At 60.1% G+C, this 16,842-nt stretch carries 15 protein-coding genes; 12 read left to right on the top strand and 3 right to left on the bottom strand.

The genetic code is table 11. The features are described 5' to 3' along the window. The first annotated feature begins 19 nt into the window (after window positions 1-19). The 11 genes from PMI20_RS00190 to PMI20_RS00240 all read left to right on the top strand — a co-directional run bounded on the left by PMI20_RS00190 (window position 20) and on the right by PMI20_RS00240 (window position 14,196). Window positions 20-2,821, top strand: coding sequence for an LPS-assembly protein LptD (locus PMI20_RS00190; RefSeq protein ID WP_007926139.1), 2,802 nt, complete (start codon window positions 20-22; stop codon window positions 2,819-2,821). Continuing rightward, window positions 2,802-4,118, top strand: coding sequence for a peptidylprolyl isomerase SurA (gene surA / locus PMI20_RS00195; protein WP_037034744.1), 1,317 nt, complete (start codon window positions 2,802-2,804; stop codon window positions 4,116-4,118). The genes PMI20_RS00190 and surA overlap by 20 nt, the downstream gene beginning before the upstream one ends. Beyond that, on the top strand, window positions 4,115-5,104 hold the full coding sequence (gene pdxA / locus PMI20_RS00200; protein WP_007926130.1) for a 4-hydroxythreonine-4-phosphate dehydrogenase PdxA: 990 nt from the start codon (window positions 4,115-4,117) through the stop codon (window positions 5,102-5,104). Before surA ends, pdxA begins: the two co-directional genes overlap by 4 nt. Then, a complete protein-coding gene (rsmA, locus tag PMI20_RS00205; RefSeq protein ID WP_007926129.1) occupies window positions 5,101-5,919 on the top strand; it encodes a 16S rRNA (adenine(1518)-N(6)/adenine(1519)-N(6))-dimethyltransferase RsmA in 819 nt (272 codons plus the stop codon). The genes pdxA and rsmA overlap by 4 nt, the downstream gene beginning before the upstream one ends. Before the next feature lie 122 nt (window positions 5,920-6,041). Continuing rightward, a complete protein-coding gene (gene apaG, locus PMI20_RS00210) occupies window positions 6,042-6,422 on the top strand; it encodes a Co2+/Mg2+ efflux facilitator ApaG/CorD (RefSeq protein ID WP_007926128.1) in 381 nt (126 codons plus the stop codon). Beyond that, window positions 6,422-7,303 (top strand): symmetrical bis(5'-nucleosyl)-tetraphosphatase, encoded by an 882-nt coding sequence (locus PMI20_RS00215; protein ID WP_007926127.1) that lies wholly within the window; start codon window positions 6,422-6,424, stop codon window positions 7,301-7,303. The genes apaG and PMI20_RS00215 overlap by 1 nt, the downstream gene beginning before the upstream one ends. A gap of 32 nt (window positions 7,304-7,335) precedes the next feature. Further along, window positions 7,336-7,665, top strand: a complete 330-nt coding sequence (gene glpE / locus PMI20_RS00220; protein ID WP_007926125.1) for a thiosulfate sulfurtransferase GlpE — start codon at window positions 7,336-7,338, stop codon at window positions 7,663-7,665. 295 nt (window positions 7,666-7,960) lie between these two features. Beyond that, window positions 7,961-9,883, top strand: coding sequence for a PrkA family serine protein kinase (locus PMI20_RS00225; protein ID WP_007926124.1), 1,923 nt, complete (start codon window positions 7,961-7,963; stop codon window positions 9,881-9,883). A gap of 188 nt (window positions 9,884-10,071) precedes the next feature. Further along, entirely contained in the window at window positions 10,072-11,343 is a 1,272-nt protein-coding gene (locus PMI20_RS00230; protein ID WP_007926123.1) for a YeaH/YhbH family protein, read from the top strand. Further along, window positions 11,340-12,902: a SpoVR family protein gene (locus PMI20_RS00235; RefSeq protein ID WP_007926122.1), complete on the top strand. Its 1,563-nt coding sequence runs from the start codon at window positions 11,340-11,342 to the stop codon at window positions 12,900-12,902. The genes PMI20_RS00230 and PMI20_RS00235 overlap by 4 nt, the downstream gene beginning before the upstream one ends. A 64-nt stretch (window positions 12,903-12,966) precedes the next feature. Next, window positions 12,967-14,196, top strand: coding sequence for a multifunctional CCA addition/repair protein (locus PMI20_RS00240; protein ID WP_007926121.1), 1,230 nt, complete (start codon window positions 12,967-12,969; stop codon window positions 14,194-14,196). A 67-nt stretch (window positions 14,197-14,263) separates the two neighbouring features. Here PMI20_RS00240 and folK read toward each other — a convergent pair whose 3' ends face one another. Then, window positions 14,264-14,782, bottom strand: a complete 519-nt coding sequence (folK, locus tag PMI20_RS00245; RefSeq protein WP_007926120.1) for a 2-amino-4-hydroxy-6-hydroxymethyldihydropteridine diphosphokinase — start codon at window positions 14,780-14,782, stop codon at window positions 14,264-14,266. Next, window positions 14,773-15,126: a dihydroneopterin aldolase gene (folB, locus tag PMI20_RS00250; protein WP_007926118.1), complete on the bottom strand. Its 354-nt coding sequence runs from the start codon at window positions 15,124-15,126 to the stop codon at window positions 14,773-14,775. Before folB ends, folK begins: the two co-directional genes overlap by 10 nt. Window positions 15,127-15,200: 74 nt before the next feature. On the opposite strand from folB, the gene plsY reads away from it, so the two are divergent. Next, window positions 15,201-15,770, top strand: a complete 570-nt coding sequence (plsY, locus tag PMI20_RS00255) for a glycerol-3-phosphate 1-O-acyltransferase PlsY (protein WP_007926112.1) — start codon at window positions 15,201-15,203, stop codon at window positions 15,768-15,770. 41 nt (window positions 15,771-15,811) lie between these two features. Here the strand turns inward: plsY and tsaD are convergent, their stop codons facing one another. Then, window positions 15,812-16,837 carry a tRNA (adenosine(37)-N6)-threonylcarbamoyltransferase complex transferase subunit TsaD gene (gene tsaD / locus PMI20_RS00260; RefSeq protein ID WP_007926109.1) on the bottom strand — a complete coding sequence of 342 codons (1,026 nt, stop codon included), beginning with the start codon at window positions 16,835-16,837 and terminating at the stop codon, window positions 15,812-15,814. Between the last annotated feature and the right edge of the window lie 5 nt (window positions 16,838-16,842).

Below are 16,842 nucleotides of genomic sequence, written 5' to 3' on the forward strand. Positions count from 1 at the left end.
GGAAGCCCGGACTAATAAGATGGCATTGAAATCCCCCGCGTTTCGTAAAAAATTTCCGTTGTTGGTTACTGGCAGTCTGCTGGCCCTGCAACCCCTAGCCACTTCGTTCGTGGTCGCCGCAGAACAGTATGACTGCTCAGTCTCTGCTTCGGGTGGCTGGGACTGCGCGCCGAAAACCAGCGCCGCTCAACTGCCTCCGCGCCCCGTGCATGACGCGAGTGCGGTCAGCTCGAGCACCGCTGCATCGGCCGAAGGCGGCGAAACCAGCGAAGACACCGGCGCCAAGCCGATGCTGGTTACCGAGTCCAAGGGCCGCGGCCTGAAGTCCCGCAGCGAAGACTACAGTCACCTCGACTGGGTTCCGCGCGAGAAGCTCACCGCCGCCCAATTGGCCGAGACCGGTCCTTACTGTGCTGGTGCTTATATCGAACCGATTCGTCCTGGCATGAATGACAAGACGAATAAAAGTGACGCGCCGACCTTTATCGGCGCCAAGGCTTCGCGTTACCAGCAGGAGCAGCAGATCGCTACCCTGGCCGGTGATGTGGTCATGCGCCAGGGCAGCATGCAGGTCGAGGCCGACGAGGCCAACCTGTACCAGGCCGAGAACCGTGGCGAGCTGAACGGCAACGTCCGCCTGCGCGACAACGGCGCCCTGCTGGTCGGCGATCACGCCGACGTGCAGCTGGACACCGGCGAAGCCAAGGTCGACAACGCCGAATACGTGATGCACAAATCGCGCATCCGCGGTAACGCGCTGTACGCCAAGCGTGCCGAGAACGCGATCATCCGCCTCAAGGATGGTACCTACACCACGTGCGAACCGAGCAGCAACGCCTGGCAGCTCAAGGGCAACAACATCACCCTGAACCCGGCGACCGGCTTCGGCACAGCGACCAACGTGACATTGCGCGTCAAGGACATTCCGGTCCTGTACACGCCGTACATCTACTTCCCGATCGACGACCGTCGCCAGTCCGGCTTCCTGCCGCCGACCATCGGCAGCGGCAGCGACACCGGCTTCATGCTGGTCACTCCGTACTACTTCAACCTGGCGCCGAACTACGACGCCACGTTGTACCCGCGCTACATGAGCAAGCGCGGTATGTTGATGGAAGGCGAATTCCGCTACCTGACCAAGTCCAGTGAAGGTCAGTTCGGCGCGGCGTACCTCAACGACGACAACGATGACCGCAAACTGCAGTCGGACTACGAAAAAACCCGCTACATGTACAACTGGCAGCACAAGGGCGGGCTCGATTCGCGGGTAATGACCGAGGTCGACTACACCAAGATCAGCGATCCGTACTACTTCCAGGATCTGCAGAGCGACCAGATTGGCGTGGAAAGCCGTGATTACGTGAACCAGCAAGGTGCAGTGAGCTATCGCGGCGATACCTATACCGCACGGCTTAATGCCCAGGCTTACCAACTGGCGACCGTATCAAACATCACGCCTTACAACCGCTTGCCACAACTCACCTTGAATGGTTTCTTACCGCAGCATCCGGGCGGGTTGGACTTCAATTACGAAACAGAAATTGTTCGTTTTGATCGGGACCTGGAAAACGGCACATACTTTGATGAGGACGGTGTTGGCACACCACGACTCGATCGCAACATCCAGGGTCTGGCGCGTGCCAATGGCAACCGCCTGAATCTTGCACCGTCGGTAAGCCTTCCGCTTAACTGGACCTATGGCTTCCTGAAGCCGTCTCTCAAGTATCAATACACCCAGTACGATCTGGATCTGGACAGTATCGGCAAGAGCCAGGTTGCTGCACAGACCGCGGAACAGAATCGCCTGAACGGTACTTACAGCAGCAATCAGAACCGTGGCGTGCCTATCGCCAGTATCGACAGCGGCCTGTACTTCGACCGCAACACCCAATGGTTCGGCAAGAACTATCGTCAGACCCTGGAACCACGCCTGTACTATCTCTATGTACCGGAGAAAGACCAGAGCGACATCCCGGTATTCGATACCAGCGAGTCTACGTTCAACTACTCGTCGCTGTTCCGTGATAATCGTTTCACCGGCTCCGACCGTGTAGGCGACGAGAACAAATTGTCCCTCGGCGTCACCAACCGCTGGATCGAAGAGAACGGCTTTGAACGTCAACGCATCAGCATCGGTCAGGCCTTGTACTTCAAGGACCGCGAAGTCCAGTTGCCGGGTATCGATGCGAAAACCCGCGACGACGCGCACTCCAATGTTTCGCCTTATGCACTGGAATACGAGTACCGCTGGAACCGCGACTGGCGTACCACTGCCGACTACAACTGGGATCCGGACAGCCACAGCCCTCGCTCCGGTAGCGCGATGTTCCACTACCAACCGGAAGACAACCCGAACAAGGTCATCAACGCCGGTTATCGTTATCGCAACGACCTGGTTCGTTACGACCAGTCCACGGGTAAATGGTCGGTGGGTGGCGGTGACTACGGCACTCCAGGACAACCTGGCTATGTGAAGGACTACTACAAGATCAAGCAGCATGACTTCTCGGTGATCTGGCCGATCGTGCCGCAATGGAACCTGATCAGCCGCTGGCAGTACGACTACAACCGCAACCGTACCCTCGATGCCTTCGGTGGTTTCGAATACGACAACTGCTGCTGGAAACTGCGCCTGATCAACCGTTACTGGGTCAAGTATGACGAAACCAGTCAAGACGCCCCGCAGAACGAGAAAGGCGACCATGGCATCTTCCTGCAAATAGTCCTGAAAGGACTCGGCGGCCTGACTGGCGCCAAGGTAGAGAGCTTCCTCGACAAAGGCATTCAAGGTTACCGTGAACGTGAAGACCAAGCTTTCTGATTGTCTGCGCCCGCTGATGTTGGGCGCGCTGTTCCTGGGTACCGCGGCCAACGCCGCAGTACAACCCATCGACAAAGTGGTGGCCATCGTCGATAACGACGTAGTCATGCAGAGCCAGCTGGACCAACGGGTTCACGAAGTTCAGCAAACCATCGCCAAGCGCGGCAGCGGCATGCCACCCGCCGAGGTCCTCAACCAGCAGGTACTGGAACGCCTGATCGTCGAAAACCTGCAACTGCAGATCGGCGAGCGCTCCGGCATCCGCATCACCGATGAAGAGCTGAACCAGGCCGTCGGCACCATCGCCCAGCGCAACAACATGACGCCTGATCAATTCCGCGCCGCCCTGGCTCGTGATGGCCTGTCCTATCAGGACGCCCGTGAGCAGATTCGCCGCGAGATGGTCATCAGTCGCGTGCGTCAGCGCCGTGTTGCCGAACGCATTCAGGTCTCCGAGCAGGAAGTGAAGAACTTCCTCGCCTCCGACCTGGGCAAGATGCAACTGTCCGAAGAGCTGCACCTGGCCAATATCCTGATTCCAACCCCGGAAAGCGCCAACTCCGAAGCGATTCAGAGCGCCGCGCGCCAGGCCATGGACATCTACCAGCAACTCAAGCAAGGCGCCGACTTCGCTCAGCTGGCCATCGCCCGCTCAGGCAGCGACAACGCCCTGGAAGGTGGTGACATGGGCTGGCGTAAAGCCGCTCAACTGCCCCCTCCGTTCGACCGCGAACTGAGTGCCATGGCAGTGGGCGATATCACCCAGCCAGCTCGCACTCCAGGCGGCTTCATCATCCTGAAGCTGTTGGAAAAACGCGGCGGCGGCAATCAGATGCGTGACGAAGTGCATGTCCGTCATATCCTGATCAAGCCAAGTGAAATTCGCAGCGAAGAAGAAACCAAACGCCTGGCCCAGAAGCTCTACGAGCGCATCGAAGCCGGCGAAGACTTTGCCGAACTGGCGAAAAGCTACTCGGAAGATCCGGGTTCCGCCCTCAACGGTGGCGACCTCAGCTGGATCGACCCGAACGCCCTGGTTCCCGAGTTCCGCGAGGTGATGGCCAAGACCCCGCAAGGTCAGCTATCCAAGCCGTTCCAGAGCCCATATGGCTGGCACGTACTGGAAGTCCTTGGCCGCCGCGCCACTGACAGCACCAGCCAGGCCCGCGAACAGCAAGCGATGACCGTGCTGCGCAACCGTAAATACGACGAAGAGCTGCAAACCTGGCTGCGCCAGATTCGTGATGAAGCCTACGTCGAGATCAAACTTCCTGGCGCCGACCAGGCGGCACAGTGAAACCCAAGCGTTTCGCGCTCACCCCCGGCGAGCCAGCCGGTATAGGTCCCGACCTGTGCCTGCTGCTCGCCTCGCAACAACAGCCACACCCCCTGATTGCCATCACCAGCCGCGACCTGCTTATCGAGCGGGCCGCGCAGCTGGGTGTGGCCGTCAGCCTGATTGCGGTCGGCCCCGACAATTGGCCGAACCAGCCGGCTGCCGCCGGTAGTCTCTATGTCTGGGATACCCCGCTGGCGGCCAAAGTCGTCACTGGTCAGCTGGACAAGGCCAACGCCGCGTTCGTTCTGGAAACCCTGATCCGGGCCGGCCAAGGCTGCCTGGACGGGCATTTCGACGGCATGATTACCGCCCCGGTGCACAAGGGTGTGATCAACGAATCCGGCATCGCCTTTTCCGGCCATACCGAGTTTCTCGCCGACCTGACGCACACCGAACAAGTGGTGATGATGCTGGCTACCCATGGCCTGCGCGTGGCACTGGTGACCACTCACCTGCCCCTGCGGGACATCGCCGACGCCATTACCCCGGAGCGCCTGGAGCGGGTTACGCGCATTCTGCATGCGGACCTGCGCAACAAATTCGGCATCGCCCAGCCACGCATCCTGGTCTGCGGGCTCAACCCGCATGCCGGCGAAGGCGGACATCTGGGCCATGAAGAAATCGATATCATCGAACCCACCCTGGAGCGTCTGCGCAACGAAGGCATGGACCTGCGCGGCCCCCTGCCCGCCGACACTCTGTTTACCCCCAAATATCTGGAGCACTGCGACGCAGTGCTGGCGATGTACCATGACCAGGGGCTGCCCGTGCTGAAGTACAAAGGCTTCGGCGCCGCGGTCAACGTGACGTTGGGCTTGCCGATCATCCGCACCTCGGTCGACCACGGCACAGCCCTGGATCTGGCCGGCAGCGGCAAGATCGATACCGGCAGCCTGAAAGTCGCCCTGGAAACCGCCTACCAGATGGCCGAGACCCGTTTATGACCGAGCAATACCAACACCGGGCGCGCAAGCGCTTCGGCCAGAACTTCCTGCATGACGCCGGCGTGATCGACCGCATCCTGCGCTCCATCAATGCCAAATCCGGCGACCGCATGCTGGAAATCGGCCCTGGCCAGGGCGCCCTGACCGAGGGCCTGCTCAACAGCGGCGCCCAGCTGGATGTGGTCGAGCTGGACAAGGACCTGGTGCCGATCCTCAACCAGCAGTTTGCTGGCCGGGACAATTTCAGCCTGCACCAGGGCGATGCCCTGAAGTTCGACTTCAACAGCCTGAATGCCGCGCCTGGCAGCCTGCGGGTGGTTGGCAACCTGCCCTACAACATCTCCACTCCGCTGATCTTTCACCTGCTGCAGAACGCCGGGCTGATCCGCGACATGCACTTCATGCTGCAGAAAGAAGTGGTCGAGCGCCTCGCCGCAGGCCCGGGCGGCGGTGACTGGGGCCGTCTGTCGATCATGGTCCAGTACCACTGCCGAGTGGAGCATCTGTTCAACGTCGGTCCTGGCGCATTCAATCCGCCACCGAAAGTCGACTCGGCAATCGTCCGCCTGGTGCCACACGCCGTGCTGCCGCATCCAGCCAAGGATCATCGCCTGTTGGAGCGCATCGTCCGCGAAGCCTTCAACCAGCGCCGCAAGACCCTGCGCAATACCCTCAAGGCTCTGCTCACAAGCGCCGAGATCGAAGCCGCCGGCGTCGATGGCAGCCTGCGTCCGGAGCAACTGGACCTGGCAGCCTTCGTTCGCCTGGCCGACAAGCTCAGCGAACAAGCCGCGGACACCGCCAGCGCCAGCTGACACGCCACCAGCGTTATCGGGTAAGACGCCAGGCTCCACGTCTGGTTTACTACCCGATATTTGGCCTAGACTGACCTCCATCAGCTTTGTCCCGCGTCCCGCTTCGTTTTAAGGCCCCTTGCATGTCCGATCCCCGTTATCAGATCGACGTCAGCGTCGTCACCCGCTTTCTCGCAGAACAGTCGCAACCCGAGCAGAACCGCTTTGCCTTCGCCTACACCATCACCGTACAGAACAATGGCCTGCTGCCCGCCAAATTGCTCTCGCGGCACTGGGTGATCACCGATGGCGACGGGCACGTCGAAGAAGTTCGCGGTGCCGGCGTCGTCGGCCAGCAGCCGCTGATCGCCGTGGGCAAAAGCCACACCTACAGCAGCGGCACGGTCATGACCACACGCGTCGGCAATATGCAGGGCAGCTATCAGATGCTCGCCGAAGACGGCAAACACTTCGACGCCATCATCGCCCCCTTCCGCCTGGCCGTGCCCGGAGCCCTGCACTGATGACGACTTACGCCGTCGGTGACCTGCAAGGCTGCCTGGGACCTTTGCAGTGCCTGCTTGAAAAGGTCGCTTTCGACCCGACCAAGGATCGCCTGTGGCTGGTCGGCGACCTGGTCAACCGCGGCCCGCAGTCGCTGGAAACCCTGCGCTTTCTTTATGCCATGCGCGACTCCCTAGTGTGCGTGCTGGGCAATCACGACCTGCACCTGCTGGCCGTCTGGCGCAATATCGAGCGCCTGAAGAAAGCCGACACCCTGCGCGAGATCCTCAACGCGCCGGATTGCGAGGAGTTGCTCCAGTGGCTGCGCCAGCAAAAACTGATGCACTATGACGAACAGCGCAACGTCGCCCTGGTGCACGCGGGGATACCGCCACAGTGGTCGCTGAAAAAAGCCCTCAAGTGCGCCACCGAAGTCGAAGAAGCACTGCGGGACGACAACCGCTTCGAGCCCTATCTGGACGGTATGTACGGCAACGACCCGACAAAATGGGACAGCGAACTCAAAGGCGTGACCCGTCTGCGGGTAATCACCAACTATTTCACCCGCATGCGTTTCTGCACCAGCGATGGCAAGCTCGACCTCAAGGGTAAGGAAGGGCCGGACACCGCCCCACCAGGTTACGCGCCGTGGTTCGAGCACAAGGAACGCAAGACCCGGGACGTGAAAATCATCTTCGGTCACTGGGCCGCCCTCGAAGGCAACTGCAACCAGCCCGGCGTCGTCGCCCTGGACACTGGCTGCGTCTGGGGCGGCGCCCTGACCTTGCTGAACGTCGACACCGGCCAACGCCTCGAATGTGAGTGCGACGCCCACGGCCACATCAAGCCCCAGGCCAATCAACCTTCCCCTGAACCCATGCCAATCACCGCCAAGCGCTAGACGGCGCTTGCCACCAGGCCCAGGAGCCCGCCATGAGCGAACTCAAACGCATCCCCCCAGAACAGGCCCAGGCACTGCGCGAGCGAGGCGCCGTGGTGGTCGACATCCGCGATCCGCAGACCTTTGCCCTGAACCACATCAGCGGCTCCTTGCATCTGGACAACCACTCCATCTCCGACTTCATCCGCAACGCCGATCTCGACGCCCCACTGGTGGTCGTCTGCTATCACGGTAACTCCAGCCAAAGCGCGGCGGCCTACCTGATCAGCCAGGGGTTCTCCGATGTCTACAGCCTGGACGGTGGCTTCGAACTGTGGCGGACTACCTACCCTGCGGAAATTGCCCAGGGTGGTAGCGAATAATTTTTTCTGTGCGCCAGCCCGCGTCATTCGCGGGCTGGCGCCACGACCGACGAACGGTCACTTGAACAAATTGCGTATTCCACCTTTACCTCCCCGATTCCGAACTATCCTTAGCCTCAGGCCATCCAATCAGGGGAGAGCCGGTACACCGGCGTGCGGGTCATCGGTACTAGCTTTCAAGGTCGATAGCTTTGAAAGTGTTCTGGGGGGTAAACATCAGCCGGATTCCCGGCTGCATGCCAGCACTTGACTGACTGATCCGGCGTCGGCTCCACGTATCGAGCGAGGTGACGTCATGAGTATTTTTAGCCACTTCCAACAACGCTTCGAATCCACACGCCAGGAAGAGTTCTCGCTACAGGAGTACCTGGAGCTCTGCAAAAAGGACCGTAGCGCCTACGCGTCGGCCGCTGAACGCCTGCTTCTGGCTATCGGCGAACCGGAGCTGCTGGACACGTCGACCAATTCGAGACTGTCACGGATCTTCTCCAACAAAGTGATCCGTCGCTATCCGGCCTTTGAAGACTTCCATGGAATGGAAGAATGCATCGACCAGATCGTCTCCTACTTCCGCCATGCCGCTCAGGGCCTGGAAGAAAAGAAACAGATCCTCTACCTCCTCGGCCCCGTCGGTGGCGGCAAATCATCCCTGGCCGAGAAACTCAAACAACTGATCGAGAAGGTGCCCTTCTACGCCATCAAGGGCTCTCCGGTATTCGAGTCGCCTCTTGGGTTGTTCAACGCCACGGAAGATGGCGCGATCCTCGAAGAAGACTTCGGTATCCCACGGCGCTACCTGAACACCATCATGTCGCCCTGGGCCACCAAGCGCCTGTCCGAGTTCGGTGGCGACATCAGCCAGTTCCGGGTGGTCAAGCTCTATCCCTCGATCCTCAACCAGATCGCCGTCGCCAAGACCGAACCGGGGGACGAGAACAACCAGGACATTTCCGCACTGGTGGGCAAGGTCGATATTCGCAAGCTGGAAGAATTCCCGCAGAACGACGCCGACGCCTATAGCTATTCGGGCGCACTGTGCCGGGCCAACCAGGGCCTGATGGAGTTCGTCGAAATGTTCAAGGCACCGATCAAGGTGCTGCACCCATTGCTGACGGCCACCCAGGAAGGCAACTACAACAGTACCGAGGGTCTGGGCGCGATCCCCTTCACCGGCATCCTGCTGGCTCACTCCAACGAATCGGAATGGCACACCTTCCGTAACAACAAGAACAACGAAGCCTTCATCGACCGGATCTATATCGTCAAAGTCCCGTACTGCCTGCGGGTCAGCGACGAAGTCAAAATCTACGACAAACTGCTGTTCAACAGCTCCCTGTCCAAGGCGCATTGCGCTCCCGACACCCTGAAAATGCTCGCTCAGTTCACCGTGCTCTCGCGCCTCAAGGAACCGGAGAACTCGAACATCTACTCGAAAATGCGCGTCTACGACGGCGAGAACCTCAAAGACACCGATCCGAAAGCCAAGTCGATCCAGGAATACCGCGACGCCGCCGGCGTGGATGAAGGCATGAACGGTCTGTCGACCCGCTTCGCCTTCAAGATCCTGTCGAAAGTCTTCAACTTCGATCCCCACGAGATCGCGGCCAACCCGGTACACCTGCTCTATGTGCTCGAACAACAGATCGAACAGGAGCAATTCCAGGCGGAAACCCGCGAACGCTATCTGCGCTTCCTGAAGGAATACCTGGCTCCGCGGTACATCGAGTTCATCGGCAAGGAAATCCAGACGGCGTACCTGGAGTCCTACAGCGAATACGGTCAGAACATCTTCGACCGCTATGTGCTGTATGCGGACTTCTGGATTCAGGATCAGGAATACCGCGATCCGGAAACCGGCGAGATCCTCAATCGGGTCGCGCTCAACGAAGAGCTGGAGAAAATCGAGAAACCGGCCGGCATCAGTAATCCAAAGGACTTCCGCAACGAAATAGTCAATTTCGTATTGCGGGCCCGAGCCAACAACAACGGCAAGAACCCGACCTGGCTCAGCTACGAAAAACTGCGGGTGGTCATCGAGAAGAAAATGTTCTCCAACACCGAGGACCTGCTCCCGGTCATCAGCTTCAATGCCAAGGCCAGCAAAGAGGATCAACAGAAACACAACGACTTTGTTACCCGAATGGTCGAGCGCGGCTACACCGACAAACAGGTACGACTGCTGTCCGAGTGGTATCTGCGGGTCAGAAAATCGCAGTAACCCGCCGGTTGCACCGGTTGTCGTTAGCCAGGAGCCTGTCTTAGCGATTTCTGCTACACAGGCTTCAGGAAGCGCGTTTGAACGTTCGCAGCGAGGCTCGGGCAGAGGACCGGCGGCAGGACACCTTGTCGCCCCCTCCCCCCGCCCGGGCCGCTTGCGAGCTTCAAGACCGCTTCTAAGGAGCAGTCATGAGTTATGTGATCGACCGACGTCTCAATGGCAAGAACAAAAGCACGGTAAACCGTCAGCGGTTTCTGCGGCGCTATCGTGACCACATCAAGAAGGCCGTCGAAGAGGCGGTCAGCCGCCGTTCCATCACTGACATGGAGCATGGCGAACAAATCAGCATTCCAGGCCGGGATATTGATGAACCGGTGCTCCATCATGGGCGCGGCGGCAAACAGACCGTGGTGCACCCGGGAAACAAGGAGTTCACGGCCGGCGAGCACATCGCACGCCCTCAAGGCGGTGGTGGCGGAGGTGGCCGGGGCAAGGCCGGCAATTCCGGCGAAGGCATGGACGAGTTCGTTTTCCAGATTACCCAGGAAGAATTCCTCGAGTTCATGTTCGAAGACCTGGAGTTGCCGAACCTGGTCAAACGCAACCTGAGCGGGACCGACACCTTCAAGACCGTTCGAGCCGGGATCAGCAACGAAGGCAATCCCTCGCGCATCAACATCATTCGGACCCTGCGCTCGGCCCATGCCCGACGCATCGCCCTGTCCGGCAGCAGCCGGGCAAAACTGCGCGAAGTCAAAGAGGAACTTGAACGCCTGAAACGCGAAGAACCGGACAACTTCGGCGATATTCAGGAAATGGAAGCGGAAATCGAGCGTCTCAGCGCCCGTATCCATCGGGTGCCGTTCCTCGACACCTTCGACCTCAAGTACAACCTGCTGGTCAAACAGCCAAACCCCAGCTCCAAGGCCGTGATGTTTTGCCTGATGGACGTTTCCGGCTCCATGACCCAGGCCACCAAGGACATCGCCAAGCGCTTCTTCATCCTTCTGTACCTGTTTCTCAAGCGTAACTACGACAAGATCGACGTAGTGTTCATTCGCCACCACACCAGTGCGCGTGAAGTGGATGAGGAGGAGTTCTTCTACTCCCGGGAAACCGGCGGCACCATCGTCTCCAGCGCCTTGAAACTGATGCAGGAGATCATGGCCGAGCGTTATCCGAGCAACGAGTGGAACATCTACGCCGCCCAGGCTTCCGACGGCGACAACTGGAACGACGACTCGCCGATCTGCCGCGACATCCTGATCAACCAGATCATGCCCTTCGTGCAGTACTACACTTACGTGGAGATTACCCCGCGCGAACATCAGGCCCTGTGGTTCGAATACGAGCGCATCGCCGAAGCCTTTTCCGATACTTTCGCCCAGCAGCAACTGGTCTCGGCCGGAGATATCTATCCGGTCTTCCGTGAACTCTTCCAGCGCAGGTTAGTGACATGACCGCCAGAGAGCAGAAACGCCAGCCTATTTCCACCGGTTCGGAATGGACGTTCGAGCTGATCCAGGCCTACGACCGCGAAATCAGCCGTATCGCGGCGCGTTACGCCCTGGATACCTATCCCAACCAGATCGAAGTGATCACCGCCGAACAGATGATGGACGCCTACGCCTCTGTCGGCATGCCCCTGGGTTATCACCACTGGTCCTATGGCAAGCACTTCCTTAGCACCGAAAAGTCCTACAGCCGCGGCCAGATGGGGCTGGCCTACGAGATCGTGATCAACTCGGACCCATGCATTGCCTACCTGATGGAAGAAAACACCATCTGTATGCAGGCACTGGTGGTGGCCCATGCCTGCTATGGCCATAACAGCTTCTTCAAGGGCAACTATCTGTTCCGCACCTGGACGGATGCCAGTTCGATCATCGATTACCTGGTGTTCGCCAAGCAGTACATCATGCAGTGCGAAGAGCGCCACGGCATCGACGCCGTGGAGGACCTCCTGGACTCCTGCCATGCCCTGATGAACTATGGGGTGGACCGCTACAAACGTCCTTATCCGATTTCCGCGGAAGAAGAACGACGCCGGCAAAAGGACCGGGAAGAACACTTGCAGAAACAGATCAACGACCTATGGCGCACCATTCCCAAAGGCACGGACAAGTTCAGCGACAAGGACAACGCGCGCTTCCCCGCCGAGCCGCAGGAAAACATCCTGTACTTCATCGAGAAACACGCGCCGCTGCTGGAGCCGTGGCAGCGGGAAATCGTGCGGATCGTGCGCAAGATCGCCCAGTATTTCTACCCGCAACGCCAGACCCAGGTGATGAACGAAGGCTGGGCAACATTCTGGCACTACACCCTGATGAACGACCTGTATGACGAAGGCCTGGTGACCGACGGTTTCATGATGGAATTCCTCGCCTCCCACACCAGCGTGGTCTTCCAGCCTGGCTTCGACAGCCCTTACTACAACGGCATCAACCCCTACACCCTGGGTTTCGCCATGTACCGCGATATCCGGCGCATCTGCGAAGAGCCGACCGAGGAAGACCGTCGCTGGTTCCCGGAACTGGCCGGGACCGACTGGCTTTCCAGCATCAAGTTCGCCATGAGCAGCTTCAAGGACGAGAGTTTCATCCTGCAGTACCTGTCGCCCAAGGTGATCCGCGATCTCAAGCTGTTCAGTATCCTGGACGACGACCAGAAAGACGACTTGCTGGTACCGGCCATTCATGACGAAAGCGGCTATCGAGTCATCCGCGAAACCCTTGCGGCCCAGTACAACCTGGGTAACCGCGAGCCCAACGTGCAGATCTGGAGCATCGATAGACGGGGTGACCGCTCGCTGACCCTGCGCCACCAACAGCACGACCGCAAACCATTGGGTGACTCCACCGACGAAGTCCTCAAGCACCTGCATCGGCTGTGGGGGTTCGACATCCATCTGGAAACCCTGCAGGGCGACCAGGTGATGAAAACCCATCACGTACCGCCAAGAAGCGATCACAACGAAGGGGACTACGGCCGCCTGGACCTGGCTGTCATCCACCTCTGAACGCATGACAAACCTCCGAAAGCTCGGCGCAAGGGTTATTCTGTCGGGCTAACGGAGGTTTTTTATGCAGATTTACAAGGTCGGCGGTGCGGTACGCGATCGCCTGCTGGGCAAACCGGTAACCGACATCGACTGGGTGGTAGTCGGTGCCACGGCCGAAGAAATGCTCGCCAACGGCTTTCGGCCGGTAGGCTCGGACTTTCCGGTCTTTCTTCACCCCAAGAGCGGCGAGGAATATGCCCTGGCCCGCACCGAACGCAAAAGCGGTCGGGGTTATGGCGGCTTCACCTTTCACGCCAGCCCCGAGGTCACCCTCGAAGAAGACCTGATCCGCCGCGACCTGACAATCAACGCCATGGCGGAAGACGACCATGGCGTGCTGACGGATCCATATCACGGCCAGCAGGACCTGGAGAACCGCCTGCTTCGCCACGTTTCCCCCGCATTCGCCGAAGATCCGCTGCGTGTCCTGCGCGTTGCCCGCTTTGCTGCTCGCTACGCTGGGCTCGGTTTCCGGGTGGCGCCTGACACCCTCGAATTGATGCGCCAGCTCAGCGAATCAGGCGAACTGGAAGCCCTGACGCCGGAGCGCAGCTGGAAGGAAATTTCCCGCGCACTGATGGAAGATCACCCCCAAGTGTTCATCCGGGTGCTGCGCGACTGTGGAGCGCTCAAGGTCCTGCTGCCCGAAGTGGAGGCGCTGTTCGGCGTTCCGCAACCCGCCGCCCATCACCCGGAGATCGACAGCGGTGTGCACACACTGAGCGTTCTCGAGCAGGCGGCACTGCACAAGCAGCCATTGAGCGTGCGCTGGGCGTGCCTGTTGCACGACCTAGGCAAAGGCCTGACACCGCAAAGCGAATGGCCACAGCACATCGCACACGAGCACAAGGGCCTGAAGCTGATCAAGTGCGTCAACGAACGCTTCAAGGCGCCACGCGACTGCCAGGAACTGGCGCTGCTGGTGGGGCAGTACCACACCCACGGCCATCGCGCCCTCGAACTGAAACCTTCGACATTGGCGCAGCTGCTGCAAAGCTTTGACGTGTACCGTCGGCCGCAGCGGTTCGAGGAGTTTATCGCCGCCTGTGAAATGGATGCTCGCGGTCGTCTCGGACTGGAGGAGAGCGCCTATCCCCAGGCGGACTATTTGCGCGGCGCGGCCACCGCAGCACGAACGGTAGCGGTGCAGCCGCTGCTGGAGCAGGGATTCAAGGGGCCGGAGTTGGGAGAGGCGCTGAAACGGGAGCGACTGAAGGCGCTGAAAGCCTACAAGGAACAGCACCCGCGGTAAGAAACATCACGAGCTAGCTCCACTGTAGGAGCTAGCTTGCTCGCAAGCCGATAGCAATCAGCCAGAGCTATCCCAACTCCGGCGGCGTCAGCTGCCTGCCCCGCCACTCAAAGGCCACGGGCGCCAGCACCTGGTCGATTTGGGCTTCGCGCCAGAGGGTGGCGAAGTCCTGTCCGGCCAGCGGATGAACCCTTTCCGGTGCCATCAGCGACAAGGGCCAGAGCACAAAGGCATTCTTCAGAATCTCGGCGCGCGGCAGGATCAAGCCGTCGAAATTGCCCACCAGATCGCCGTACAGCAGCACATCAATATCCAGCGGCAGGCCCTTGCGGTCCGGGGCATAACGACCGTTATCCGCTTCGATGAACTTCAACCGACGGTCCAGTTCCATCAGCGGCAGATCGGTAAAGGCCGAAACCACCAGATTGAAGAAAGGCCCGCTCTTGATCCCGACCGGCTGGCTTTCGAACACTGCCGAGCAGCGCATGTCCTGCAGGAAGCCCGCCAGGGCATCGAGCCCAGCCAGCAGATGGGTTTCGCGCTCGATATTGCTGCCGAGCCCAAGAAATACCTGAGTTAGCGACATCCGCGCTCGATCTCCACGCCCACACCTTTGGCGGCCGCAACAGCACCGGGCTTGGTCAGCTTGAGGTGCAACCAGGGAATATGAAACTCACTCATCAGGACTTCAGCCAGACGCTCGGCAAAGGTTTCCACCAACTGGAATTGTGCTTGCTCGGCAAACGCCTGGATCCGCGAAGACACGCTGGCGTAGTCGAGCGCCAGGGTCAGGTCGTCACCAGCCGCGGCCGGGCGGTTGTCCCAGGCGAAGCTCAGGTCAAGGCGCAGGCACTGTCGGATGCCTCGCTCCCAGTCGTAGGCACCGATCACCGTGTCGACTTCCAGACCCTCGATAAACACTCTGTCCAAGCACTCTTCTCCGCAGCACGACAAGGGCGCAATGCGCCGTTAGAATCAGGGCGTCCTCGCCCGGAATAGTTAGCATGTTTTGGTTACTGGCGATCTTCGCCTACCTGCTCGGCTCGCTGTCCTTCGCCATCTTGCTCAGCCGCCTGACCGGTAAACCCGATCCGCGAATGAGTGGCTCGGGCAATGCCGGCGCCACCAACATGTTGCGCCTGGCCGGCAAGAAACTTGCGGTACTGACCTTGCTCGGCGACCTGCTCAAAGGGCTGTTGCCCGTGCTGATCGCCAGTCTCGCAGGCCTTTCGCTCCAACAACAGGCCTGGATCGGGCTCTACGCCGTACTGGGCCATCTGTTTCCGGTGTACTTTCGCTTTCGCGGCGGCAAGGGTGTCGCCACCGCCGCCGGGATGCTGCTGGGACTGTATCCGCCAGCGGCGCTCCTGGCCATTGCCGCCTGGCTCCTGACCTTCTACCTGACCCGCACCAGCTCGCTGGCGGCCTTGATCGCCACGCCCCTGACCCTGCCATTGCTGGCCTGGCAGGCGCCGGCGGCGCTACTGCCGATGAGCGTCCTCACACTGCTCATCGTCTGGCGCCACCGCGGCAATCTACGCGACCTGTTTGCCGGGCGCGAACGGCATTTCTGAATCCTGAAGATGAACCGGGCTCAGGTCGGGCAATTACCGACTCACAACGGCGACAACTGCTCCATTGGCCAACGCGCCTGCACACTGATCGCCAGGCTCTCCTGCTGACCGGCCTGCAAACGCTGGCAACCGGCAAACGCGATCATCGCGCCGTTATCGGTGCAGAACTCAGGACGGGCGTAAAACACATTCCCCTTCATCTCGCCGAGCATTTTTTCCAGCGACGCGCGCAGCGCCTTGTTGGCGCTCACGCCACCAGCAATTACCAGACGCTTGAGTCCGGCCTGCTTCAAGGCTCGCTTGCATTTGATGGTCAGAGTTTCCACCACCGCCTGCTGGAAGGCGAGCGAGATGTCGCAACGGGTTTGTTCGCCGTCGTCCCCAGCGCTGACACATTGCTGCCAGGTATTCAGGGCGAAGGTTTTCAAGCCACTGAAACTGAAATCCAGCCCTGGACGATCGGTCATCGGCCGCGGGAAAACAAAGCGCCCGGCCACGCCTTGGGCGGCCAGGCGAGCGATTTCCGGGCCGCCCGGATAATTCAGGCCGATCAGCTTCGCCGTCTTGTCGAAGGCTTCACCGGCAGCATCATCCAGGGTTTCGCCCATCAGTTCGTATTGGCCGATGCCATCGACCCGCACCAGCTGCGTATGACCACCGGAAACCAACAAAGCGACGAACGGAAATTCCGGCGGTTGTTCTTCCAGCATAGGGGCCAGCAAGTGCCCTTCCATGTGGTGCACACCCAGCGCCGGGATACCCCAGGCGAAGGCCAGCGCCTGGGCACAGGAAGCGCCCACCAGAAGGGCTCCGACCAGGCCCGGGCCAGCGGTATAGGCAATGGCGTCGATTTCGGTCGGCACACAGTCCGCCTCGGCCAGAACTTGGCGAATCAGCGGCAGCATGCGCTTGACATGGTCGCGAGAGGCCAGCTCCGGCACCACGCCACCATAGGCCCGATGCAGGTCGATCTGACTGAACAGCGCATCGGCCAGCAGGCCCCGCTCGCTGTCGTAAAGCGCGACGCCGGTTTCGTCGCAGGAAGTTTCTAATCCCAGTACTAGCATGGGTT

Source organism: Pseudomonas sp. GM17, assembly GCF_000282175.2.
Taxonomy (GTDB): Bacteria; Pseudomonadota; Gammaproteobacteria; order Pseudomonadales; family Pseudomonadaceae; genus Aquipseudomonas; species Aquipseudomonas chlororaphis.